The sequence below is a fragment of the Afipia sp. GW821-FHT14H12 genome, assembly GCF_058803465.1.
In genome coordinates this window covers 273,176-290,421 of record NZ_JBXAOZ010000002.1, presented here as the reverse complement: position 1 = coordinate 290,421, position 17,246 = coordinate 273,176, and the positions used below count along the sequence as shown (strand labels likewise).

Sequence of the window (17,246 nt, the reverse complement as noted above, 5' to 3'; positions counted from 1 at the left end):
GTCAGCGCCGCCAGGCGGTGAGATCGACACGCTTTGCTGCGTCGAGCACCTGCGTCTCGGCCGCATGCAGTCCTGCGGCAGCGAGAATGGCCTGCGGCGTTCGTTGCGGCACGCCAGGCATGACGCCGAGGCCGTCAGCAAGGTGGACGCCATGTGCCTGCGAGAGCCAGAACGCATCGTAGCGGTCGAGAAAGAAGGCATAGACATGCGGTCCGCCGATGATCGCGATCTTCGCGGAAGGCGAGACGCCAGTTGCCTTGCAGGCTTCCTCGAATGAGGCCCCCTTGGGATTCCACAGCGTCGAATGAGGATGTCCGGTATCCGGCGCGAGCGCGGGAATGGAGCTGGTCAGAATGAGCCGCGTCCGCTCGTTCGATCGCTTCTGTTCCTCGTGTGAGTGGCGGCCGTGAACGATCAGATCGGCATTGTCGAGAGCGCTCTCGAAGAAAGCCTGATCGGCCGGGAATTTTAGCGAATCCGGCATGACACCGGTGGAATCCGCCAGCATGCCGTTGGCGGAGACGATGACGTAGGCTTCGATCGGCAAGACAGACTCGCTATTCGGAAATGGTTTCGACGACGCTCGACACCGGGCGTGAATTGATCACCGGCTGTTTCAGGCCTTTTACGACTTCCTCGTCATATTGCGCAATCGATTGCAATTTGGTTTTGGCCTTGACCTGCACGACCTTGTAACCGCCATCCTTCAGGCGCTTAAGCAGTTCCGGCAAGGCTTCGGCGGTGTGCTTCTGGAAATCGTGCATCAGGATGATGCCCTTGCCGAGCTTGTCGAGTTTGCCCATCACGGTGTCGATGATCTTCTTCGGATTGTGGGCCTTGAAGTCAAAGGAGTCGGCATCGCACGACCAGATCGCGATGTTGCGCTCGCCCATATAGGCCACCATCGACGGCGGATGCTGGAGCGCCGGGAAACGGATGAAGGGCGCGGGTGCCTCGCCGAGCGCCCATTTCACGGCGCTGATGCCTTTCTCGATTTCGGCCTTGCGCTGGTCGTCCGTGAGTTTCTTGCTGTTGAGATTGGCGTGCGACCATGTGTGCGAGCCGATGGTGTGACCGTGGGCGGCGACCGCCTTGAGGATTTCCGGATGCCAGGTCGCATGTTTGCCGATCGGGAAGAAGATCGCCTTGGTGCACTGGTCATCCAGCGCCTTGATGACGGCGGGCGTGTTGACCGGCCATGGGCCATCGTCAAACGTCAGCACCACCTCTTTGTCGCGCAGGAAGTCGAGTTGCTTGAAATGCTCGAAGCCGAAGCCGGGCCCGCCCGTGGTGTCGATGGCGACGACACGGGAAACCCCGAGCGCATTGGGATTGGCGCAGGCGGGCTTCGCAGGAACTGCGGGCGGAGGCGGCGGCGTGGCAGGTGTTGCGACTGGTGCCGCGGCATTCTGGCGTGGAACAGCCTTTTGCGCCGATGCGCCACCAAGCGCCAGCATCGATATGGCGGCAGCCAAAGGAATAACGGCGGTCTTGATACGCATGACCCAACTCCCCACAAGGCGGCATTCGCCGCGCCCCCGATGAGAAGCCTACTCGCGCAGCCTTACGACCGCCAAGGAAATTGTAACGGAATAAAACGCCAAACCACTGTTAACGCAGCGGCACGATGAAATCGGTGCCGAGCCCGGTTTCACCGCCAAGTCCGAGATCGGACACAATCAAGGAGTCGCCCGGCATGGCGGCTTCCGCGATTTTTTGCATTGCATCGTCGGGAATGGTGATGCGGTCAAGCGCGGCCGAAGGCGAGGGCAACGCCACTTCGACCGTGGCGCGCTCGCTTTCGCCATGCCGATGCTTGCGCGTCTGGAGAGGCGCGGGCGAGTGACGCGGCGGCAGCGACACCACCGACCACTGGAAGGTTTTGGGATCGTCGTTCGATGCGCGGACCGTGAAGACGTGGGTGCCGAGAGGCCCGCCATCGGCGATGGTGACAGGAGCTTCGAACAGCGGCGCGAAGTTTTGCCGCACGAAGATCTTGCCTTCCTTGCGGCTGATGAACGCGGCGATATGACCGGTGCGCTTCACCGGCTTAGCTTCTGCGGCAGGCGTTTGCGGCGCAGTGGTTTCAGGCTTGGCTGCATCGCCCTTGGCGGGCTCGATCGCCGTCCCGGACGTGGCGAGCGGAACGGTACCGCTGGCGTCCGCGGTGCGGATCGGCGCGGCGATGCTGTTGGTGGTTTGCAGGCTGGTTTCCAGATTGAGGATCGGTTTCAGCTCCGGCAGGGCGTCGGTGGTGTCGCTCCTGTCGGCGGCAGCCGTCACCTTGGGCTCGGGCCTGTGGGTGAACAGGAGCGGGTGTGCGAAATCGACCGGCGACAATTCACCGGGCGCGATCACGACGCGCGCGCCCATCCGCGTCCAGCCATACATCCGGACCGCGAAGTTCATCGGCATGCGGATGCAGCCGTGCGAGGCGGGGTAGCCCGGCAGCACGCCGGCATGCATTGCCACGCCTGACCACGTGATGCGCTGCATGTAGGGCATCGGCGCGCCGCTGTAGATGTTGGAGCGGTGAAACTTCTCCTTGCCGATCACGCTGAACACGCCCATCGGGGTCGAGTGGCCGCGCATGCCTGTGGAAATCGGCGTTTCCGCGTACAGGCCGTTTGAATCGTAGATCTTGAGCCTTTGTTCCTCGATCGAGATCGAGATCAGGAGCGGGCCCTTCGGCTTGGCGGTTTCCTTGATGACGATCGGCTTCTGCGCCTTGCGGACGTGCTTGACGCGCGGCTGTTCAGGCTGCGGCGCCGGAATAACCCGATCGGAATCGAAACCATCACTGTCCCAGAAGAACTGCGCGTGCGCGGCTGAGGGCAGGACGACCAATGCCATCGCCGATACCAGGGCGATCCGCCGGATCGCGGCCATGGAATTCAATGTCTGCAAGACCTGCTGCCTGGTGCTCATGACAGATAATTGGTTATTCACGCCCATTCCCGCTATTGGCTGCCTGGTGCCTGAATCTTGGTGTCGCGAACCGCCCGGCGGGTTCACCGCCGAATCGACTGGGGAACGCTATCCGTTGAGGGCTGATATCCGATTAATAAACCCCGGCTTCTGGTCACAAACACGTTTCTTTTCCCCAAAAGCTGCCTATTTGCTGTTCAGTCTGCCGCCTGCGCCCGTGTGGGTTGTGCCAGCCTGAAAGGCCCAAATGTTCCAGCCAAGTTGTTTCTGGCGCGGTCTTGTCTCCGCCGCCGTTCTGTCTGTTTCCCTCGTTGCACCCGCGCTGGCGGCCGATGAGCCCGACCTGATCTTCCGCCGCTCGACCGTGTTCAAGTTGCTCAGCCCCGATGACAAGCTCGCGACATACGGGATCGACGATCCTGATGTTGAGGGTGTCGCTTGCCATTTCACGGTACCGGAGAAGGGCGGCTACAAGGGCTGGCTCGGACTTGCCGAACAGGTTTCAGACATTTCGCTATCCTGCCGTCAGATCGGGCCGATCCGCATCAAGGCGAAGTTCGAGCAGGGTGAGGATATGTTTCGCCAGCGCCGCTCGCTGTTCTTCAAGAAGATGCAGATCGTGCGAGGCTGCGATGTGAAGCGCAACGTGCTCGTCTACATGGTGTACTCGGACAGGCTGATCGAAGGTTCGCCGAAGAATTCGACCTCGTCGGTGCCGATCATGCCATGGGGGAGTGCGGACTTGATTCAGAAGTGCGGAGACTTCCTCTCGAAGTAGTGCGGGCTAGTGTCCCGAATCCGAAGTTCGCCTCACTATGCGGCATCTTCCGTAGCGAACTTCTGAACCACCACACTAGTTCGGCCGCGGACCCTTGCGGGAGACGCACTGCTTGACGGTGCCGACGCCCTGTGGCGTCAGCTTGGTGCCGGTGATCTGCTTGATTTCGCCAGCCTTGCAACTGCCGTCGTCGACCCAGATGCGCTGTCCGAGCCGGATGCTGGTGATGTCGCTCTCGCGCGAGACGATCTCCGCGGAGGCGGGCACCATCCACGCGACGAATGCCAGCGTTGTGAGGATCAATCCGGCCCGCATCGATATCTCCCGCGTTACTTGCTCTGCACCTTCAGGCCATCCGGCCCGACATTGATCTGCAAGCCCTTCGGCTCCTTCTTGGCCTCATAAAGGTTGTAGCTGAGGATGCCGATGCCGGCGATCAGCACCGCGATGATGAGAACCAGGATGTTGCGGTTGGGCATGTGGTTGTTCCTAATGGGCCACGGTTTTTGAGAATAGATTGATGACCGCGACGCCAGCAATGATGAGTCCCAGCCCGAGGATGGCAGGCATGTCCAGACGCTGGCCGAACCAGACCAGCCCGACCAGGGTGATCAGCACCACGCCGAGGCCTGACCAGATCGCATAAGCGATGCCGACCGGCATTGTGCGCAGCACCAGTGACAGAAAATAGAATGCCGCCATGTAGCCGAGCGCGGTCAGGATCAGCGGCTTTGGCCGCGTGAACTGCTCGGACGCTTGCAGTGCAGCAGTTCCAATGACCTCAAAGATGATGGCCATGATCAGGTACAGATAGGTCATGATCTATCGTACCGGTGCATGGCTGATTCTAGAAGCCGGACAGCGGTGCGGCGCGATGTGCGAGGACCGATAAATTGGACGTTCTTACAGCCACCTAGAGGTTGTGGAACACCAGACTGTGACCGTTGTGACATTGCCTCATGCCCCCTGAATTCCGTATAGATTGTGCGTGGCTCTGAGCCTCTTTCCCTTCGGGGATTTTCACAAAGATCGCCGGTCGGAATGCGCTGTCCATGAACAAGCTCGTCAGTATTGCTCTGCAACGGCCATATACGTTCGTGGTTCTTGCTCTGTTGCTGATGATCGCGGGTCCACTGGCGGCGCTGCGCACGCCCACCGACATTTTTCCGGATATCGGAATTCCGGTGATCGGTGTCGTCTGGAACTATACCGGCTTGCCGCCGGACCAGATGGCTGGCCGCATCGTGACGCCGTTCCAGCGCGCGCTCACCACCACCGTCAACGACATCGAGCATATCTCGGCCAATTCCTATACCGGCATCGGCATCATCAAGATTTTCTTCCAGCCCAACGTCGATATCCGCACAGCCAACGCGCAGGTGACGGCGATCGCGCAAACCATGCTCAAGCAGTTGCCCGCGGGCGCGACGCCGCCGCTGATCCTGAACTACAGCGCATCGACCGTGCCGATCCTGCAGCTTGCGCTGTCCGGCGACGGGCTGACCGAGCAGAACCTCGCCGACTTTGCGACCAACCAGTTGCGCACGCCGCTCGTCACGGTGCCGGGCGCGGCGATCCCGTGGCCCTATGGCGGCAAGATGCGGCAGATCCAGATCGACCTCGACGCCACCGCGCTTCAGGCGCGGGGTCTTTCGGCGCAGGATGTCGCCAATGCGCTGGCGGCGCAGAATCTGATCACGCCGGTCGGTACCCAGAAGATCGGATCGTTCGAATACAGCATTCAGCTCAACAACTCGCCGCTGAAGATCAACGAACTGGGTAACCTGCCGATCAAGGCGGTCAATGGCGCGATGGTGTATATCCGCGACGTCGCGCATGTGCGTGACGGCAACCCGCCGCAGACCAACATCGTGCATGTCGACGGCAACCGCTCGGTGCTGATGATGGTACTGAAAGCGGGCTCGATCTCTACGCTCGACATCATCGACGGCATCAAGAAGAAAATCGTCGAGGTCAAGGACACTTTGCCGGAGACGCTGAAGATCGGGCTGGTCGGCGACCAGTCGATCTTCGTGCGCGGTGCGATCTCTGGTGTTGCCAAGGAGGGCATCCTCGCCGCGATCCTGACCAGCATCATGATCCTGCTGTTTCTGGGGAGCTGGCGTTCGACGGTCATCATCGCGATTTCGATCCCGCTGTCGGTGATGGGGGCGATCATATGCCTGTCGCTGATCGGAGAGACGCTCAACATCATGACGCTTGGCGGTCTGGCGCTGGCGGTGGGCATTCTGGTCGATGACGCCACGGTGACGATCGAGAATATCAATTACCATCTGGAGCAGGGGAAGGAGGTCGAAGCCTCGATCCTCGACGGCGCAGCGCAAATCGTGACACCGGCTTTCGTTTCGCTGTTGTGCATTTGCATTGTGTTCGTGCCGATGTTCTTCCTCAACGGCGTCTCGCGCTTCCTGTTCGTGCCGATGGCGGAAGCGGTGATGTTCGCGATGATCTGGTCGTTCCTCCTGTCGCGCACGCTGGTGCCGACGATGGCGAAGTATCTGTTACATCCGCACCCGCACGACGAGAACGGAAACCCCATCCCGCCAGCTCCGAGCAACAATCCGCTGGTACGTTTCCAGCGCGGCTTTGAACGGCGTTTCGAGCGCTTCAGGGCCAGTTATCGTGCGCTCCTGGAAATGGCGCTGCACCATCGCGGTGTTTTCGTCGCGGGATTTTTCGGATTCGTCACGGTGTCGTTCCTGCTGGTGCCGTTTCTCGGCCGGAACTTCTTTCCATCCGTCGACGCAGGCCAGATCCTGATTCACGTCCGCACCCAGATCGGCACGCGGGTGGAGGAGACGGCCAATCAATTGGCGGACATCCAGAAGGCCATCCGTCAGGCCATCCCGCCGGACGAACTGGATACCATGACCGACAACATCGGTATCCCGTACAGCGGCATCAACATGACCTATAACAACACCGGCGTGATCGGAACGCAGGATGGTGACATCCAGATCAAGCTGAAGGAAGGTCACCAGCCGACGGATATCTACGTCAAGGCGCTGCGCGAGCAGTTGCCGCGCGCGTTTCCGGGCGTGACGTTTGCGTTCCTGCCTGCGGACATTGTCAGCCAGATCTTGAATTTTGGCTCGCCCGCACCGATCGACCTGCAAATTCGCGGCGCCAATATCGACGCGAATTTCAAATATGCCAACGATCTCTTGCGGCGTATCCGCCGTATTCCCGGCGTGGCGGATGCACGCATCCAGCAGTCACCGAATGCTCCCGCATTTCAGGTCAATGTTGACCGCACGCGCGCGCAATATGTCGGCGTGACCGAGCGGGACGTGACCAACAGTCTCGTCGTCAATCTGGCTGGCTCGTCGCAGGTGGCGCCGACCTATTACCTCAATCCGCAAAACGGCGTGTCGTATTCCGTGGTCATGCAGACGCCGCAATACCAGATCGACTCCCTGAACAAGCTCGAGACTCTGCCGATCAATGCCGCCGGTGCAACGAGCCTGCCGATCCTTGGCGGCATCGCCGATATCAAGCGGGCGGCCACGAGCGCGGTGGTGACGCAATACGACATCCAGCCGATGGTCGAAATTTACGCGATTCCGCAGGGCCGCGATCTCGGGGCGGTCGCCGCCGATATTCACAAGGTCCTGAACGAGACAGCGAAGGATTTGCCGAGAGGCAGCTCCGCGGTGCTGCTCGGGCAAGTGCAGACCATGAACAGCGCGTTCTCGGGACTGCTGTTCGGTCTGATCGGCGCGATCATTCTGATCTATCTTCTGATCGTGGTGAACTTCCAGTCATGGTCCGATCCATTCGTGATCGTCACGGCGTTGCCGGCGGCACTGGCGGGCATCGTCTGGATATTGTTCGCGACCGGCACGACACTATCCGTGCCTGCCTTGACCGGCGCGATCATGTGCATGGGCGTCGCTACCGCCAACAGCGTGCTCGTTATCGCGTTTGCCCGCGAGGAGCTGGATCGCCTCGGCGATCCGATCGAGGCCGCGCTGGAGGCAGGTTTCGTGCGTTGCCGTCCCGTGCTGATGACGGCGCTGGCCATGATCATCGGCATGACGCCGATGGCGCTCAGCCTGGGCGAGGGCGGCGAACAGAACGCGCCGCTCGGCCGCGCCGTGATCGGCGGCCTGATATTTGCAACCGTTGCAACCCTCATGCTCGTCCCGGTGGTGTTCAGCATGGTCCACCACAAGCGTTATGCGAAGCCGCAGGCTTCCCCGGAGATATCTCATGCCGTCTGATCCGCGCGTCCAGATTTCACAGCGCAAGCTGCGCCTCGCCGGAATCGCCGCCGGTGTCGTGATCGTGGTGACCGTCGTCACGGGAATCGTGCTGCGCGAGAACGGGAATGCGCGGTTGCGCGAGTGGACCGATGCGCAGGCGATCCCGACCGTTGCCGTCTCCAAACCCAGCGTCAAGGCGCCGAGCGCGCACCTGACTTTGCCGGGTCGCCTCGAGGCTTATTATCGCGCGCCGATCTATGCGCGCGTCAGCGGCTACCTGAAGAACTGGTATGTCGATATCGGAGCCCAGGTGAAGGCGGGCCAGTTGCTCGCTGAAATCGATGCGCCGGATCTCGACCAGCAATTGTTGCAGGCGCGCGCCGACCTTGCCAACGCAGAGGCGGCTTCGAAGCTCTCTGCCGCGACGCTGAAGCGCCGCCGGGCGCTGCTCGCTTCCAACTTCGTATCGCTGCAGGAGATCGACGAGCGCACCGCAGATCTGTCCAGCAAGGATGCTCAGGTCAAGGCAATGCAGGCCAACGTCGATCGGCTACAGGCGCTGGCAGGATACAAGCGTGTCGAGGCGCCGTTCGACGGCGTCGTGACCGAGCGCAACACCGATGTGGGCGCACTGATCAATGGGGGCACCGGCAGTGGTGCGGCGATGTTCGTCGTCTCCGACATCAAGAAGCTGCGCGTCTACGTCAACGTGCCGCAAAGTTACCTGTCGGCTATCAAGGTTGGCAGCACGGCGTCGATCCTGGTGCCGGAATATGTCGGGCGTTCGTTCCCGGCGGTCGTCGAATCGTCCTCCCAGGCGGTTGATGTAGGCTCCGGCACATCACGAATGCAATTGACACTCGATAATGCCAGCGGGGAATTGCGGCCCGGCTCCTATGCCGATGTCACGCTGAATCTGACAAGCGAGAACAATCTGCTGACGATCCCGTCCAGCGCTCTTATTTTCAACCGGGACGGCTTGAGCGTGGCCACGGTCGATGACGATGATCGCCTTCGCTTCAAGAAGGTGACGATCGCGCGCGATCTGGGCCGCGAGATCGAGATTGCGACCGGGCTCGCGGCGCAGGATCGTATCGTGGTGACACCCGCTGACGGCGTGGTGGATGGCGATCGCGTTCGGATCGCGGGAAAGCAGACGGGCGAGAAGACTTCCAGCGCCCAATAACACTCAAACGGCCTGAACGAGACGATTTCCCCGGTGTTGGCGCGCAGCGCCGGGAGAGGCCGTGCGCGCGTGGCCGGTTTTGTTTGGTTAAGGGAATCACAATCAATCGGGGGTACTATTTTGCCGCTCTGATACTTTGATTCTTTCCCCGGGGGACATGATGTCGCTTCTCGATAGATTTTCGCTTGTTGCCAGAATGGGATTGGTCGCTGCAATTGCGACCGCGCTGGCCGGAGGCTTGGGTTTTTATGCGGGAAGCGCGTTGGAGGCAGGATCGGTCTCGAGCATGGCCGTTATAATCGGCGGGGTATGTATCGGCACAGGCCTCGTCCTCTGGGCCGTCAAAAGCGGCCCGATGCGGGCCATTCAAGCGCTTGGCGAGAGCTTGCAGGCGATCTCGGCGGGGCGGTTTGGCGGCAGCATTCCTTATGCCACACAGGGCGGCGAGCTTGGCACACTGGCGGCGGCCGTTGAGACAGTCCAGAGCAGGATCGCTCATTTGCAGATGATGCAGGGGCAGAACGATGCTGCCCAGCAGCGTTCGGCCGAGGAGCGGCGGGAGGCGATGGCCTCGCTCGCTGACCGGTTCGAAACCAGCATCAACGCGGTTGTCGAGGCGGTTGCAACATCCGCGTCGCAAATGCAGTCGACGGCTGAATCGATGGCGGCGAGCGCCAGCAACAACAGCGATCGCGCCTCCGTCGTCGGCAGGGCTTCAGACAATGCGCGACAGAATGTGCAGACCGTGGCTGCGGCCGCGGAGGAATTGAACGCTTCGGTCTCGGAAGTCTCGCGTCAGGTGATGCAGTCGAGCGAAATCGCGCGCAAGGCGGTCGGCGAAGCCGAACAGACCAATTCCACGGTGCAGTTGCTCTCGGGTGGGGCCGAGAAGATCGGACTTGTTGTCCAGCTTATTCAGAGCATCGCCGAACAGACCAATCTTCTGGCGCTCAATGCTACCATCGAAGCGGCGCGCGCGGGCGAAGCAGGGCGCGGCTTCGCCGTGGTCGCTTCCGAAGTGAAGGCGCTCGCGACACAGACGGCGAAGGCGACCGAGGAAATCGCGTCGCAAGTCACCAACATGCAGTCCACCACGGCGGATGCCGTTCTGGCGATCAGCGGCATCGCCGGTACTATCAAGCAGATGAGCGATATCGCGGGCGAAATCTCGTCGGCGGTCGAGAAGCAGGGTGCCGCGACCGGCGAGATTGCCCGCAGCATTCAGGCGGCCGCTACGGGCTCCAACGAAATCAGCGAGCATATTGGCGGCGTCGGCGAGGCCGCGGCTGCGACCGGCGCGACGGCGACAGAAGTGCTCGCGCGGGCGCGCGATCTCGATCGGCAGGCGGGCTTGCTGCGCCGCTCTGTCGAGGAGTTCCTCACGCAGGTACGCGCGGCGTAATCAGCATCTATCGTGCCGGATTTGAGAACCCGACACCTTTGATTCTCTTCACAAAAGAATCATCTTGGTCTTTTGGCTAGAGGTGGTTGCGCGGGTTGCCCCGCGTGACCATCTTGCCCCGACCGGCATTCGCCGCATGACACACTTGCTCTCCGCTTGACCCAAGCGCGATTGCAAATCTCATCTGGATCGTTTCAGATGACGGTGCGTGTTGTTTCTTTCGGGGCTGACTTGAATGATTGAACGATCCGCGACGCTTTTTCCTTTTCATTCCGTTCGCCTGCCTGCCATCGCGCGTCTTGCCGCCGTGGTAGCGCCGTTGATGGCATTGGGCCTTTCGGGCTGTGGCCCGAGCCAGAACCAGCAGGCCGCCGCGCCACCGCCTTCCGTTACCGTCGCTCATCCCATCAAACGGACGGTCACGGACTGGGATGAATTCAGCGGGCGCTTCGATGCCGTTGAGCAGGTGCAGATCCGTGCGCGCGTCACCGGCTTTGTCACCGGTGTCGAATTCAAGGACGGTGCCATCGTCAAGGCTGGCGACCTTCTCTACACGATCGACCCCCGGCAATATCAGGCTGTCGCCGAACAGGCGCAGGGGCAGTTGCAGGACGCCAAGGCCCATGTCGAACTCGCCAAACGCGAATTGGAGCGCGCCAGCTCGCTGATCAAAACCGATGCGGTCTCGCAATCGGTCGTCGATCAGCGCACCCAGCAATTGCAGACTGCAGAGGCTTCCGCTCTGCAGGCCGAGGGTGCATTGAAGCGTGCGCAGCTCGATGTGGAATTCAGCCAGGTCCGTGCGCCGATCACCGGGCGTATCAGCCGCCATCTTGTGACCGTTGGCAATCTCGTGCAGGGCAGCGAAAGCGGCGCGACGCTTCTGACCTCGATCGTGTCGATGGACCCGATTCATCTTTACTTCGACATGGATGAATCGATCTATCTGAAGAATTCGAGACTTTGGTTCGAGGGCAAGCGCCCGAGTTCGCGCGATACGCCGAACCCCGTGCAGGTGCTGCTTGCGGGCGAAACGAAGCCCTCGCACATGGGCAAGATGGACTTCCTGGATAACCGGCTCGACGTCGGCACCGGGACGCTGCGCGGCCGCGCGCTGGTCGACAATCACGATCTTTCGATCCTGCCCGGTCAGTTCGCGCGGGTTCGGGTGCTGGGCAGTTCGCCGTACGAGGCGTTGCTGCTGCCGGATACCGCGATTGCCACCGATCAGTCGCGAAAGATCGTGTTCGTCGTCAAGAGCGACAATACGGTGATCGCGAAACCCGTGGTGCTTGGTCCCATCGACGATGGGCTGCGAGTCATCAGGGAAGGGCTGAATGCGGATGACAACGTCATCATCGAAGGGCTGCAGCGCGCGCGCATAGGCGCGAAAGTTTCGCCGCACGCGCCGGAATCCGACAAGGGCAACGCCAAGCCATGAACCTCGGCCGTCTTTCCATCAATCAGCCCATCCTCGCGATGGTGCTGTCGATTGTGCTGCTGATCGTCGGCGCGATTGCCTACACCACGCTGCCTGTCGCTGAGTATCCGCAGGTTGCGCCGCCGACCGTTGTCGTCACCACGCAATATCCTGGCGCGTCGGCGCAGACGGTGTCCGACACCGTTGCGACGCCGATCGAGCAGCAGATCAACGGCGTCGAGGACATGCTGTACATGTACAGCCAGGCGACCTCCGACGGACAGTTGAAGATCACCATCACTTTCAAGCTCGGCACCGATCTCGACAAGGCGCAGGTGCTGGTGCAGAACCGCGTGGCGATCGCGCAGCCGCAATTGCCGGAGGAGGTGCAGCGCAACGGCGTCGTCACCCGCAAGAACAGTCCCGACCTTCTGATGGTCGTGTTCATGCTGTCGCCGAACGATGCTTACGACCAGCTTTATATCTCAAACTATGCGTTGCGGCAGGTACGCGATCAGTTGCTGCGGCTCGACGGCATCGGCGACATCCAGATTTTCGGCGCGCGCGATTATTCGATGCGGCTGTGGCTCGATCCGGACAAGATCGCCAATCTCGGCATGACGGCGGGAGACGTTCTTGCGGCCATTCGCGCGCAGAACCTGCAGATCGCGGGCGGCATTCTCGGCGAGCCTCCGATTGCGGATCGTGCCCTTCAGGAGAGCCTGACCTTTACCGGCCGTCTGAAAGATCCGTCGCAGTTCGAGGATATCGTCATCAAGGCGGGCGCGGACGGGCGCACCGTGCGGCTGCGCGACGTAGCTCGGATCGAACTTGGGGCGCTGTCCTACACCACCAACAGCTTCCTGCTTCGCAAATCCGCAGTCGCGCTGCTGGTCTCGCAGCGGCCGGGGTCCAACGCGCTGGCAACGTCGAAAAACATCTCGAACGAGATGGAGAGGCTGAAGGCCGGTTTCCCGCCCGGACTTGAATACAACATCGGCTACAACCCGACCGAATTCATCGCGCAGTCGGTCAGCGAACTGATCAAGACGATCTATGAAGCGATGGTCCTCGTCGTCGTCATCGTCGTGCTGGTGTTCCTGCAGGGTTGGCGGCCCGCGATCATTCCGATCGTGGCGATCCCGGTGTCGCTGGTCGGCACCTTCGCGGTGATGGCCGCGCTCGGGTTCTCGGTCAACAATCTGACGCTGTTCGGCCTAGTGCTGGCGGTCGGCATCGTTGTCGACGATGCGATCGTGGTCGTCGAAAATGTGGAGCGCCACCTTGGCGCCGGGATGACCCGGCGGGACGCAGCCCTTCTCACGATGCAGGAGGTGGGCGGCGCGCTCGTTTCGATCGCGCTGGTGCTGTGCGCGGTGTTTGTGCCGACCGCCTTTCTTGGCGGCATCTCCGGGCAGTTCTTCCAGCAATTCGCGGTGACGATTGCGGTTGCGACGGCAATCTCGTGCTTCTGCTCGCTGACCCTGTCGCCGGCGCTGGCGTCTCTCATTCTGGAATCGCATCACGAGAAGAGGCCGCCCGCCAAATGGAATCTTCCCGCACAGTGGTGGGGACGATTTACAGGTTATTTCAATCGCGGGTTTGATTGGCTGTCGGACAGTTATGCAACGGCGGCTGATTTCGTGATCCGTCATTCCGTGGTGATGCTTGGAGTTTATGGGTTGCTGATCGGCTCGGCCGGGTGGCTGCTTGTCAGCACGCCGAAAGGATTCATTCCGGCGCAGGATCGTGGCTACGTCATCATCTCGGTGCAATTGCCGGGCGCGGCCTCGCTGGCGCGTACCACGGCGGTTGTGCGCCAGATCGAGAACATCGCGCTTGGCACCCCGGGCATCATTCGCGTGGCGGCATTCGCCGGCCTGTCGGGCGCGACACGCACGCAGGCGAGTAATGCGGCGGCACTCTTTCCAGTATTCGATGAGCCGGAGGAGCGGGCCCGTAAGGGGCTGACCGCGCAGGTGATTACGAACGAACTTCGCAAGCGGCTCTCCAAGATCGAGAGCGCCTTTATCATCGTGGTGCCGCCACCGGCCGTGCCGGGCATCGGCACCGGCGGCGGTTTTGCGATGCGTGTGCAGGACCGCGAGGGGCGGGGACCTGAACTGCTCGCCGCCGCGACAACGGAACTGGTCGCTGCGGCCAGAAAGGCGCCGGGCCTGACGGCCGTGTTCTCGCCGTTCACCGCGGACACTCCGCAGGTTTTTGTCGATATCGATCGGCAAAAAGCACAGATGTTGAGAGTTCCGATCCAGAATGTGACGGAAGCGATCGAGACCTATTTCGGGTCGACCTACGTCAACGACTTCAACATTCTGGGCCGCACCTATCATGTCACGGCTCAGGCCGACTTGCCGTTCCGCAGGGAGACAACCGATCTTGCCCGCGTGAAAACCCGCAATTTGGCTGGCGACATGGTGTTGTTGGGCAGCGTGCTTAATTTCCGCAACATCTCCGGCCCGGATCGCGTGGCGCGTTACAATCTTTATCCGACGGCGGAATTGCAGGGCGATACGCTGCCCGGCACCAGTTCGGCCACGGCCATCGAGGAGATGAAGAAGCTAGCGGCGGATATTCTGCCGAGCGGGTTCTCCTATGAATGGACCGACCTCTCGTATCAGCAGGTGACGGCGGCGAATGCGGGACTTTATGTATTCCCGGTCTGCGTTCTGTTCGTGTTCCTTGTGCTCGCCGCACAATATGGAAGCTGGACGCTGCCGCTGTCGGTTATCCTGATCGTACCGATGTGCCTGCTCGCTGCCACCATTGGCGTGCGCATCATGGGGCAGGACATCAATATCCTGACACAGATCGGGTTTGTCGTGCTGGTGGGGTTAGCTGCGAAGAACGCAATTCTGATCGTCGAATTCGCGCGCGATATCGAGCATGAGGGCAAGGACACGCTGCATGCGGTGATCGAGGCGTGCCGCCTGCGGCTGCGGCCGATCCTGATGACGTCGTTCGCCTTCATCCTTGGCGTGCTGCCGCTGGTGATCTCAACCGGTTCGGGCTCGGAGATGCGTCAGGCGGTCGGCGTCGCGGTGTTCTTTGGAATGCTGGGCGTGACGCTGTTCGGACTGCTGTTCACGCCGATCTTCTACATGCTGATCCGCAAGCTGTTCCCGGGTTCGGTGACGATACCGAGCAAGGATCTCGGCGCGAACATCTGAGTGGGAACGTCGACGTAAAGGAGGCGTTGACCGGATTATTACGTCTCGGGAGAGAATCATGATCCGGAAACTGGCGTCGGGCGAATACCGGCTGTACTCACGCAAGGTCAATCCGAAGACCGGCAAGCGCCGCAATCTCGGCACGTTCAAGTCGCGCGCGGCGGCGGAGAAGCACGAGCGCGACGTGCAGTACTTCAAGCGGCACTGAATGTCAGACGCGTCCGCTGACGGGGATCAACGCGCCGGTAACGGCGCTGGCCTCGGGACTTGCGAGAAACAGGATGACGCTCGCGAGTTCCTGCGGAGTGACCCAGCTGGAAAAATCCGCCTTCGGCATGTCGCGTCGGTTGGCGGGCGTGTCGATGGTGGACGGCAGCACGGCGTTGACCGTGACCTTGCCCTTGAGTTCGGCCGCGAGCGTTTCGGTCAGGCGATGCACGCCGGACTTGGAGGCAGCGTAGGGGCCCATGCCCGCGCCTGCCTTCAATGCGCCCAACGCACCGATGTTGATGATGCGCCCCGACCCCGAAGCGGTCAGATGCGGGATCGCCGCACGCGAGGCATTCAATGCGGTCAGTGTGTTGACGCGGTAGAGCCGCTCCCAGGTCGCCGTGTCGCCCTCAGCCACGGTCTGGAATGAAAAAGCACCGGCGATGTTGATGAGCGTATCGAGCCGCCCGTAATGGGCGACAGCCGCTTCGACGGCACGATTAGCTTCGCTCGGTTCGGCAAGGTCGATGCCGCCGATCTCGATGCGGGTCGGCCGTGGCGTGCCTCGGGCCGCGGCATGATCGATCAGGGCGAGGCGCGCGCCGCGTTCAGCCGCTTCCGCGACCACCGCACGGCCGAGCGCACCCGAGGCGCCGGTGATCGCGACGACTCTGTCCTGCATCGATGCTCTCCGCTGTGGCGGGCCTTGAGGCTGTGCCGTTACAAGCTGAAAATACTGACGTCGCGCAGCAACGCGCTGGCGCGGGTCGTGGCGGCGGAGTCGGGCAGCGAACCATCGAGCCGCTCGTTGTCGCGCCGGTCGGCATCGAAGACCTGCTTGGGCGTCAAAGCGGGGCGCTCCCGGCCGAACACCGGCGTCTCCAGCCATGACGGCTTCGGCGGAAGCAGGCGCATCGAGCCGAACGCTGCCGTCTCGATATGATCCTCCGTGGTGTCGTCATCATTGTCGGCCAGATCATCTGCCAACTCATTTGCCGAATCATCCGCCGCAATTTGGCTGTCCGTTGAATCGGAATCGTCGGCCTTCAGGGCAAACAGGGGTGTTTCGCGCGACTTGCGGAACGGGAAGGGGAAGTCTTCCATCACGGTCACGTCGTCGCTGGCGGGCTTGGGCGGCTCCGGTGCGGCTGCACGCGGCGCCGGGATCACATCTTCCCCCACGGGACGGTCGATCTCATGGCCGCAACCAGCGCAGCCATAGGTGAAGGAGACGCGATCGGCGGTCCACTGCACGTCCTTCACGCCCATCAGGTGCTGGGTACAATGGGGGCAGATCACGACGTCGGGTTTGAAATCGCGAAGCTGAACGTGACTGAGCATGGGTACACCCTCCGCACGCGCGAGCGGAGAACCCGGAACGGACGCCGACTCGCCACAACATACGGTCGGAATTTACGCCGCCGCCGCTCGGATTCGTGGGCCGAAGCCGCGTCATGCACAGCTTATTTGACGCTGTGGAAAGGCCGATCCGGACCCCTCCGCGGGATTTGTTACATGCCCGAAAAAAAATTTCCCGGTGGTCCGGCCCGGGAAGCGGCGTAACGGCGGCGGAAGCGGGCCGTAGGGACCAGAGGCGGCGTGACCGTCTTTCCATTGAAGAGGATCATCCTATGAACACCAGTGTCCGGATTTCGCTCCTTGCCTCGGCCCTTGTCGCGGTGGCTGCTTTTGCCGCCCCGGCGATCGCGCAGGACAAGATGGGCCACGATGCGATGAAGCAGGATCAGATGTCGAAGGATCACATGAAGAAGGGCGATGCGATGACCAAGGACGGCATGTCCAAGGACGCGATGAAGAAACATGACGGCATGAAGAACGACGCGATGAAGCCCGCGGACGGCATGAAGAAGTAAGCGCCCGTGCCGGTGTCCTGCGGCGTCCTCCGGG

17 protein-coding genes are annotated in these 17,246 nt (G+C 61.5%); 9 read left to right on the top strand and 8 right to left on the bottom strand.

What is annotated here, in order from left to right; all coding sequences use genetic code 11:
- Nucleotide 1: 1 nt before the first annotated feature.
- The 3 genes from AC1RNA_RS12930 to AC1RNA_RS12920 all read right to left on the bottom strand — a co-directional run bounded on the left by AC1RNA_RS12930 (nt 2) and on the right by AC1RNA_RS12920 (nt 2,955).
- Entirely contained in the window at nt 2-547 is a 546-nt protein-coding gene (locus AC1RNA_RS12930; protein WP_048756207.1) for a dihydrofolate reductase family protein, read from the bottom strand.
- A 10-nt stretch (nt 548-557) separates the two neighbouring features.
- Nucleotides 558-1,502, bottom strand: coding sequence for a polysaccharide deacetylase family protein (locus AC1RNA_RS12925; protein ID WP_492951371.1), 945 nt, complete (start codon nt 1,500-1,502; stop codon nt 558-560).
- A gap of 109 nt (nt 1,503-1,611) precedes the next feature.
- Nucleotides 1,612-2,955 carry a L,D-transpeptidase gene (locus AC1RNA_RS12920; RefSeq protein ID WP_492951370.1) on the bottom strand — a complete coding sequence of 448 codons (1,344 nt, stop codon included), beginning with the start codon at nt 2,953-2,955 and terminating at the stop codon, nt 1,612-1,614.
- Here AC1RNA_RS12920 and AC1RNA_RS12915 point away from each other — a divergent pair.
- Both AC1RNA_RS12915 and AC1RNA_RS12910 read left to right on the top strand, forming a co-directional pair.
- Nucleotides 2,888-3,166, top strand: coding sequence for a hypothetical protein (locus AC1RNA_RS12915; RefSeq protein ID WP_492951561.1), 279 nt, complete (start codon nt 2,888-2,890; stop codon nt 3,164-3,166). The two genes, AC1RNA_RS12920 and AC1RNA_RS12915, sit on opposite strands and share 68 nt — an antisense overlap.
- Nucleotides 3,167-3,175: 9 nt before the next feature.
- Nucleotides 3,176-3,706, top strand: coding sequence for a CreA family protein (locus tag AC1RNA_RS12910; protein ID WP_492951369.1), 531 nt, complete (start codon nt 3,176-3,178; stop codon nt 3,704-3,706).
- 75 nt (nt 3,707-3,781) lie between these two features.
- On the opposite strand, the gene AC1RNA_RS12905 is transcribed toward AC1RNA_RS12910, so the two are convergent.
- The 3 genes from AC1RNA_RS12905 to AC1RNA_RS12895 are packed head-to-tail and all read right to left on the bottom strand — an operon-like array spanning nt 3,782 to nt 4,528.
- On the bottom strand, nt 3,782-4,021 hold the full coding sequence (locus AC1RNA_RS12905) for a DUF6719 family protein (RefSeq protein ID WP_492951368.1): 240 nt from the start codon (nt 4,019-4,021) through the stop codon (nt 3,782-3,784).
- Between the two features lie 14 nt (nt 4,022-4,035).
- The gene (locus AC1RNA_RS12900; protein WP_009339314.1) at nt 4,036-4,185 is read right to left on the bottom strand and encodes a hypothetical protein; all 150 of its coding nucleotides are present in this window, start codon (nt 4,183-4,185) and stop codon (nt 4,036-4,038) included.
- A 10-nt stretch (nt 4,186-4,195) separates the two neighbouring features.
- Nucleotides 4,196-4,528 (bottom strand): DMT family transporter, encoded by a 333-nt coding sequence (locus AC1RNA_RS12895; RefSeq protein ID WP_197083248.1) that lies wholly within the window; start codon nt 4,526-4,528, stop codon nt 4,196-4,198.
- 230 nt (nt 4,529-4,758) lie between these two features.
- On the opposite strand from AC1RNA_RS12895, the gene AC1RNA_RS12890 reads away from it, so the two are divergent.
- The 6 genes from AC1RNA_RS12890 to AC1RNA_RS12865 all read left to right on the top strand — a co-directional run bounded on the left by AC1RNA_RS12890 (nt 4,759) and on the right by AC1RNA_RS12865 (nt 15,336).
- Nucleotides 4,759-7,950 (top strand): efflux RND transporter permease subunit, encoded by a 3,192-nt coding sequence (locus AC1RNA_RS12890; protein ID WP_492951367.1) that lies wholly within the window; start codon nt 4,759-4,761, stop codon nt 7,948-7,950.
- The gene (locus AC1RNA_RS12885; protein WP_492951366.1) at nt 7,940-9,118 is read left to right on the top strand and encodes an efflux RND transporter periplasmic adaptor subunit; all 1,179 of its coding nucleotides are present in this window, start codon (nt 7,940-7,942) and stop codon (nt 9,116-9,118) included. Before AC1RNA_RS12890 ends, AC1RNA_RS12885 begins: the two co-directional genes overlap by 11 nt.
- A 286-nt stretch (nt 9,119-9,404) precedes the next feature.
- Complete coding sequence (locus tag AC1RNA_RS12880; RefSeq protein WP_492951365.1) at nt 9,405-10,520, top strand: methyl-accepting chemotaxis protein; 1,116 nt, start codon at nt 9,405-9,407, stop codon at nt 10,518-10,520.
- Nucleotides 10,521-10,755: 235 nt separating this feature from the next.
- Nucleotides 10,756-11,961 (top strand): efflux RND transporter periplasmic adaptor subunit, encoded by a 1,206-nt coding sequence (locus tag AC1RNA_RS12875; protein ID WP_492951364.1) that lies wholly within the window; start codon nt 10,756-10,758, stop codon nt 11,959-11,961.
- The gene (locus AC1RNA_RS12870) at nt 11,958-15,128 is read left to right on the top strand and encodes an efflux RND transporter permease subunit (protein WP_492951363.1); all 3,171 of its coding nucleotides are present in this window, start codon (nt 11,958-11,960) and stop codon (nt 15,126-15,128) included. The genes AC1RNA_RS12875 and AC1RNA_RS12870 overlap by 4 nt, the downstream gene beginning before the upstream one ends.
- 58 nt (nt 15,129-15,186) lie before the next feature.
- Complete coding sequence (locus AC1RNA_RS12865) at nt 15,187-15,336, top strand: hypothetical protein (RefSeq protein ID WP_084292415.1); 150 nt, start codon at nt 15,187-15,189, stop codon at nt 15,334-15,336.
- Nucleotides 15,337-15,339: 3 nt separating this feature from the next.
- Here the strand turns inward: AC1RNA_RS12865 and fabG are convergent, their stop codons facing one another.
- Both fabG and AC1RNA_RS12855 read right to left on the bottom strand, forming a co-directional pair.
- Nucleotides 15,340-16,020 carry a 3-oxoacyl-ACP reductase FabG gene (fabG, locus tag AC1RNA_RS12860; protein ID WP_492951362.1) on the bottom strand — a complete coding sequence of 227 codons (681 nt, stop codon included), beginning with the start codon at nt 16,018-16,020 and terminating at the stop codon, nt 15,340-15,342.
- 38 nt (nt 16,021-16,058) lie between these two features.
- A complete protein-coding gene (locus tag AC1RNA_RS12855; protein ID WP_492951361.1) occupies nt 16,059-16,607 on the bottom strand; it encodes a hypothetical protein in 549 nt (182 codons plus the stop codon).
- Nucleotides 16,608-16,969: 362 nt separating this feature from the next.
- Between AC1RNA_RS12855 and AC1RNA_RS12850 the strand changes: the two genes are divergently transcribed.
- Nucleotides 16,970-17,212 (top strand): pentapeptide MXKDX repeat protein, encoded by a 243-nt coding sequence (locus AC1RNA_RS12850; RefSeq protein ID WP_492951360.1) that lies wholly within the window; start codon nt 16,970-16,972, stop codon nt 17,210-17,212.
- Nucleotides 17,213-17,246: the final 34 nt, after the last annotated feature.

Bases quoted from the DNA above. Each gene is read 5' to 3' on its own strand.
- AC1RNA_RS12925 (WP_492951371.1), bottom strand. From the start codon at position 1,502: ATGCGTATCAAGACCGCCGTTATTCCTTTGGCTGCCGCCATATCGATG.
- AC1RNA_RS12915 (WP_492951561.1), top strand. From the start codon at position 2,888: ATGGAATTCAATGTCTGCAAGACCTGCTGCCTGGTGCTCATGACAGAT.
- AC1RNA_RS12920 (WP_492951370.1), bottom strand. From the start codon at position 2,955: ATGGGCGTGAATAACCAATTATCTGTCATGAGCACCAGGCAGCAGGTC.
- AC1RNA_RS12910 (WP_492951369.1), top strand. From the start codon at position 3,176: ATGTTCCAGCCAAGTTGTTTCTGGCGCGGTCTTGTCTCCGCCGCCGTT.
- AC1RNA_RS12905 (WP_492951368.1), bottom strand. From the start codon at position 4,021: ATGCGGGCCGGATTGATCCTCACAACGCTGGCATTCGTCGCGTGGATG.
- AC1RNA_RS12900 (WP_009339314.1), bottom strand. From the start codon at position 4,185: ATGCCCAACCGCAACATCCTGGTTCTCATCATCGCGGTGCTGATCGCC.
- AC1RNA_RS12890 (WP_492951367.1), top strand. From the start codon at position 4,759: ATGAACAAGCTCGTCAGTATTGCTCTGCAACGGCCATATACGTTCGTG.
- AC1RNA_RS12885 (WP_492951366.1), top strand. From the start codon at position 7,940: ATGCCGTCTGATCCGCGCGTCCAGATTTCACAGCGCAAGCTGCGCCTC.
- AC1RNA_RS12880 (WP_492951365.1), top strand. From the start codon at position 9,405: ATGGCCGTTATAATCGGCGGGGTATGTATCGGCACAGGCCTCGTCCTC.
- AC1RNA_RS12875 (WP_492951364.1), top strand. From the start codon at position 10,756: ATGATTGAACGATCCGCGACGCTTTTTCCTTTTCATTCCGTTCGCCTG.
- AC1RNA_RS12870 (WP_492951363.1), top strand. From the start codon at position 11,958: ATGAACCTCGGCCGTCTTTCCATCAATCAGCCCATCCTCGCGATGGTG.
- AC1RNA_RS12865 (WP_084292415.1), top strand. From the start codon at position 15,187: ATGATCCGGAAACTGGCGTCGGGCGAATACCGGCTGTACTCACGCAAG.
- fabG (WP_492951362.1), bottom strand. From the start codon at position 16,020: ATGCAGGACAGAGTCGTCGCGATCACCGGCGCCTCGGGTGCGCTCGGC.
- AC1RNA_RS12855 (WP_492951361.1), bottom strand. From the start codon at position 16,607: ATGGGCGTGAAGGACGTGCAGTGGACCGCCGATCGCGTCTCCTTCACC.
- AC1RNA_RS12850 (WP_492951360.1), top strand. From the start codon at position 16,970: ATGAACACCAGTGTCCGGATTTCGCTCCTTGCCTCGGCCCTTGTCGCG.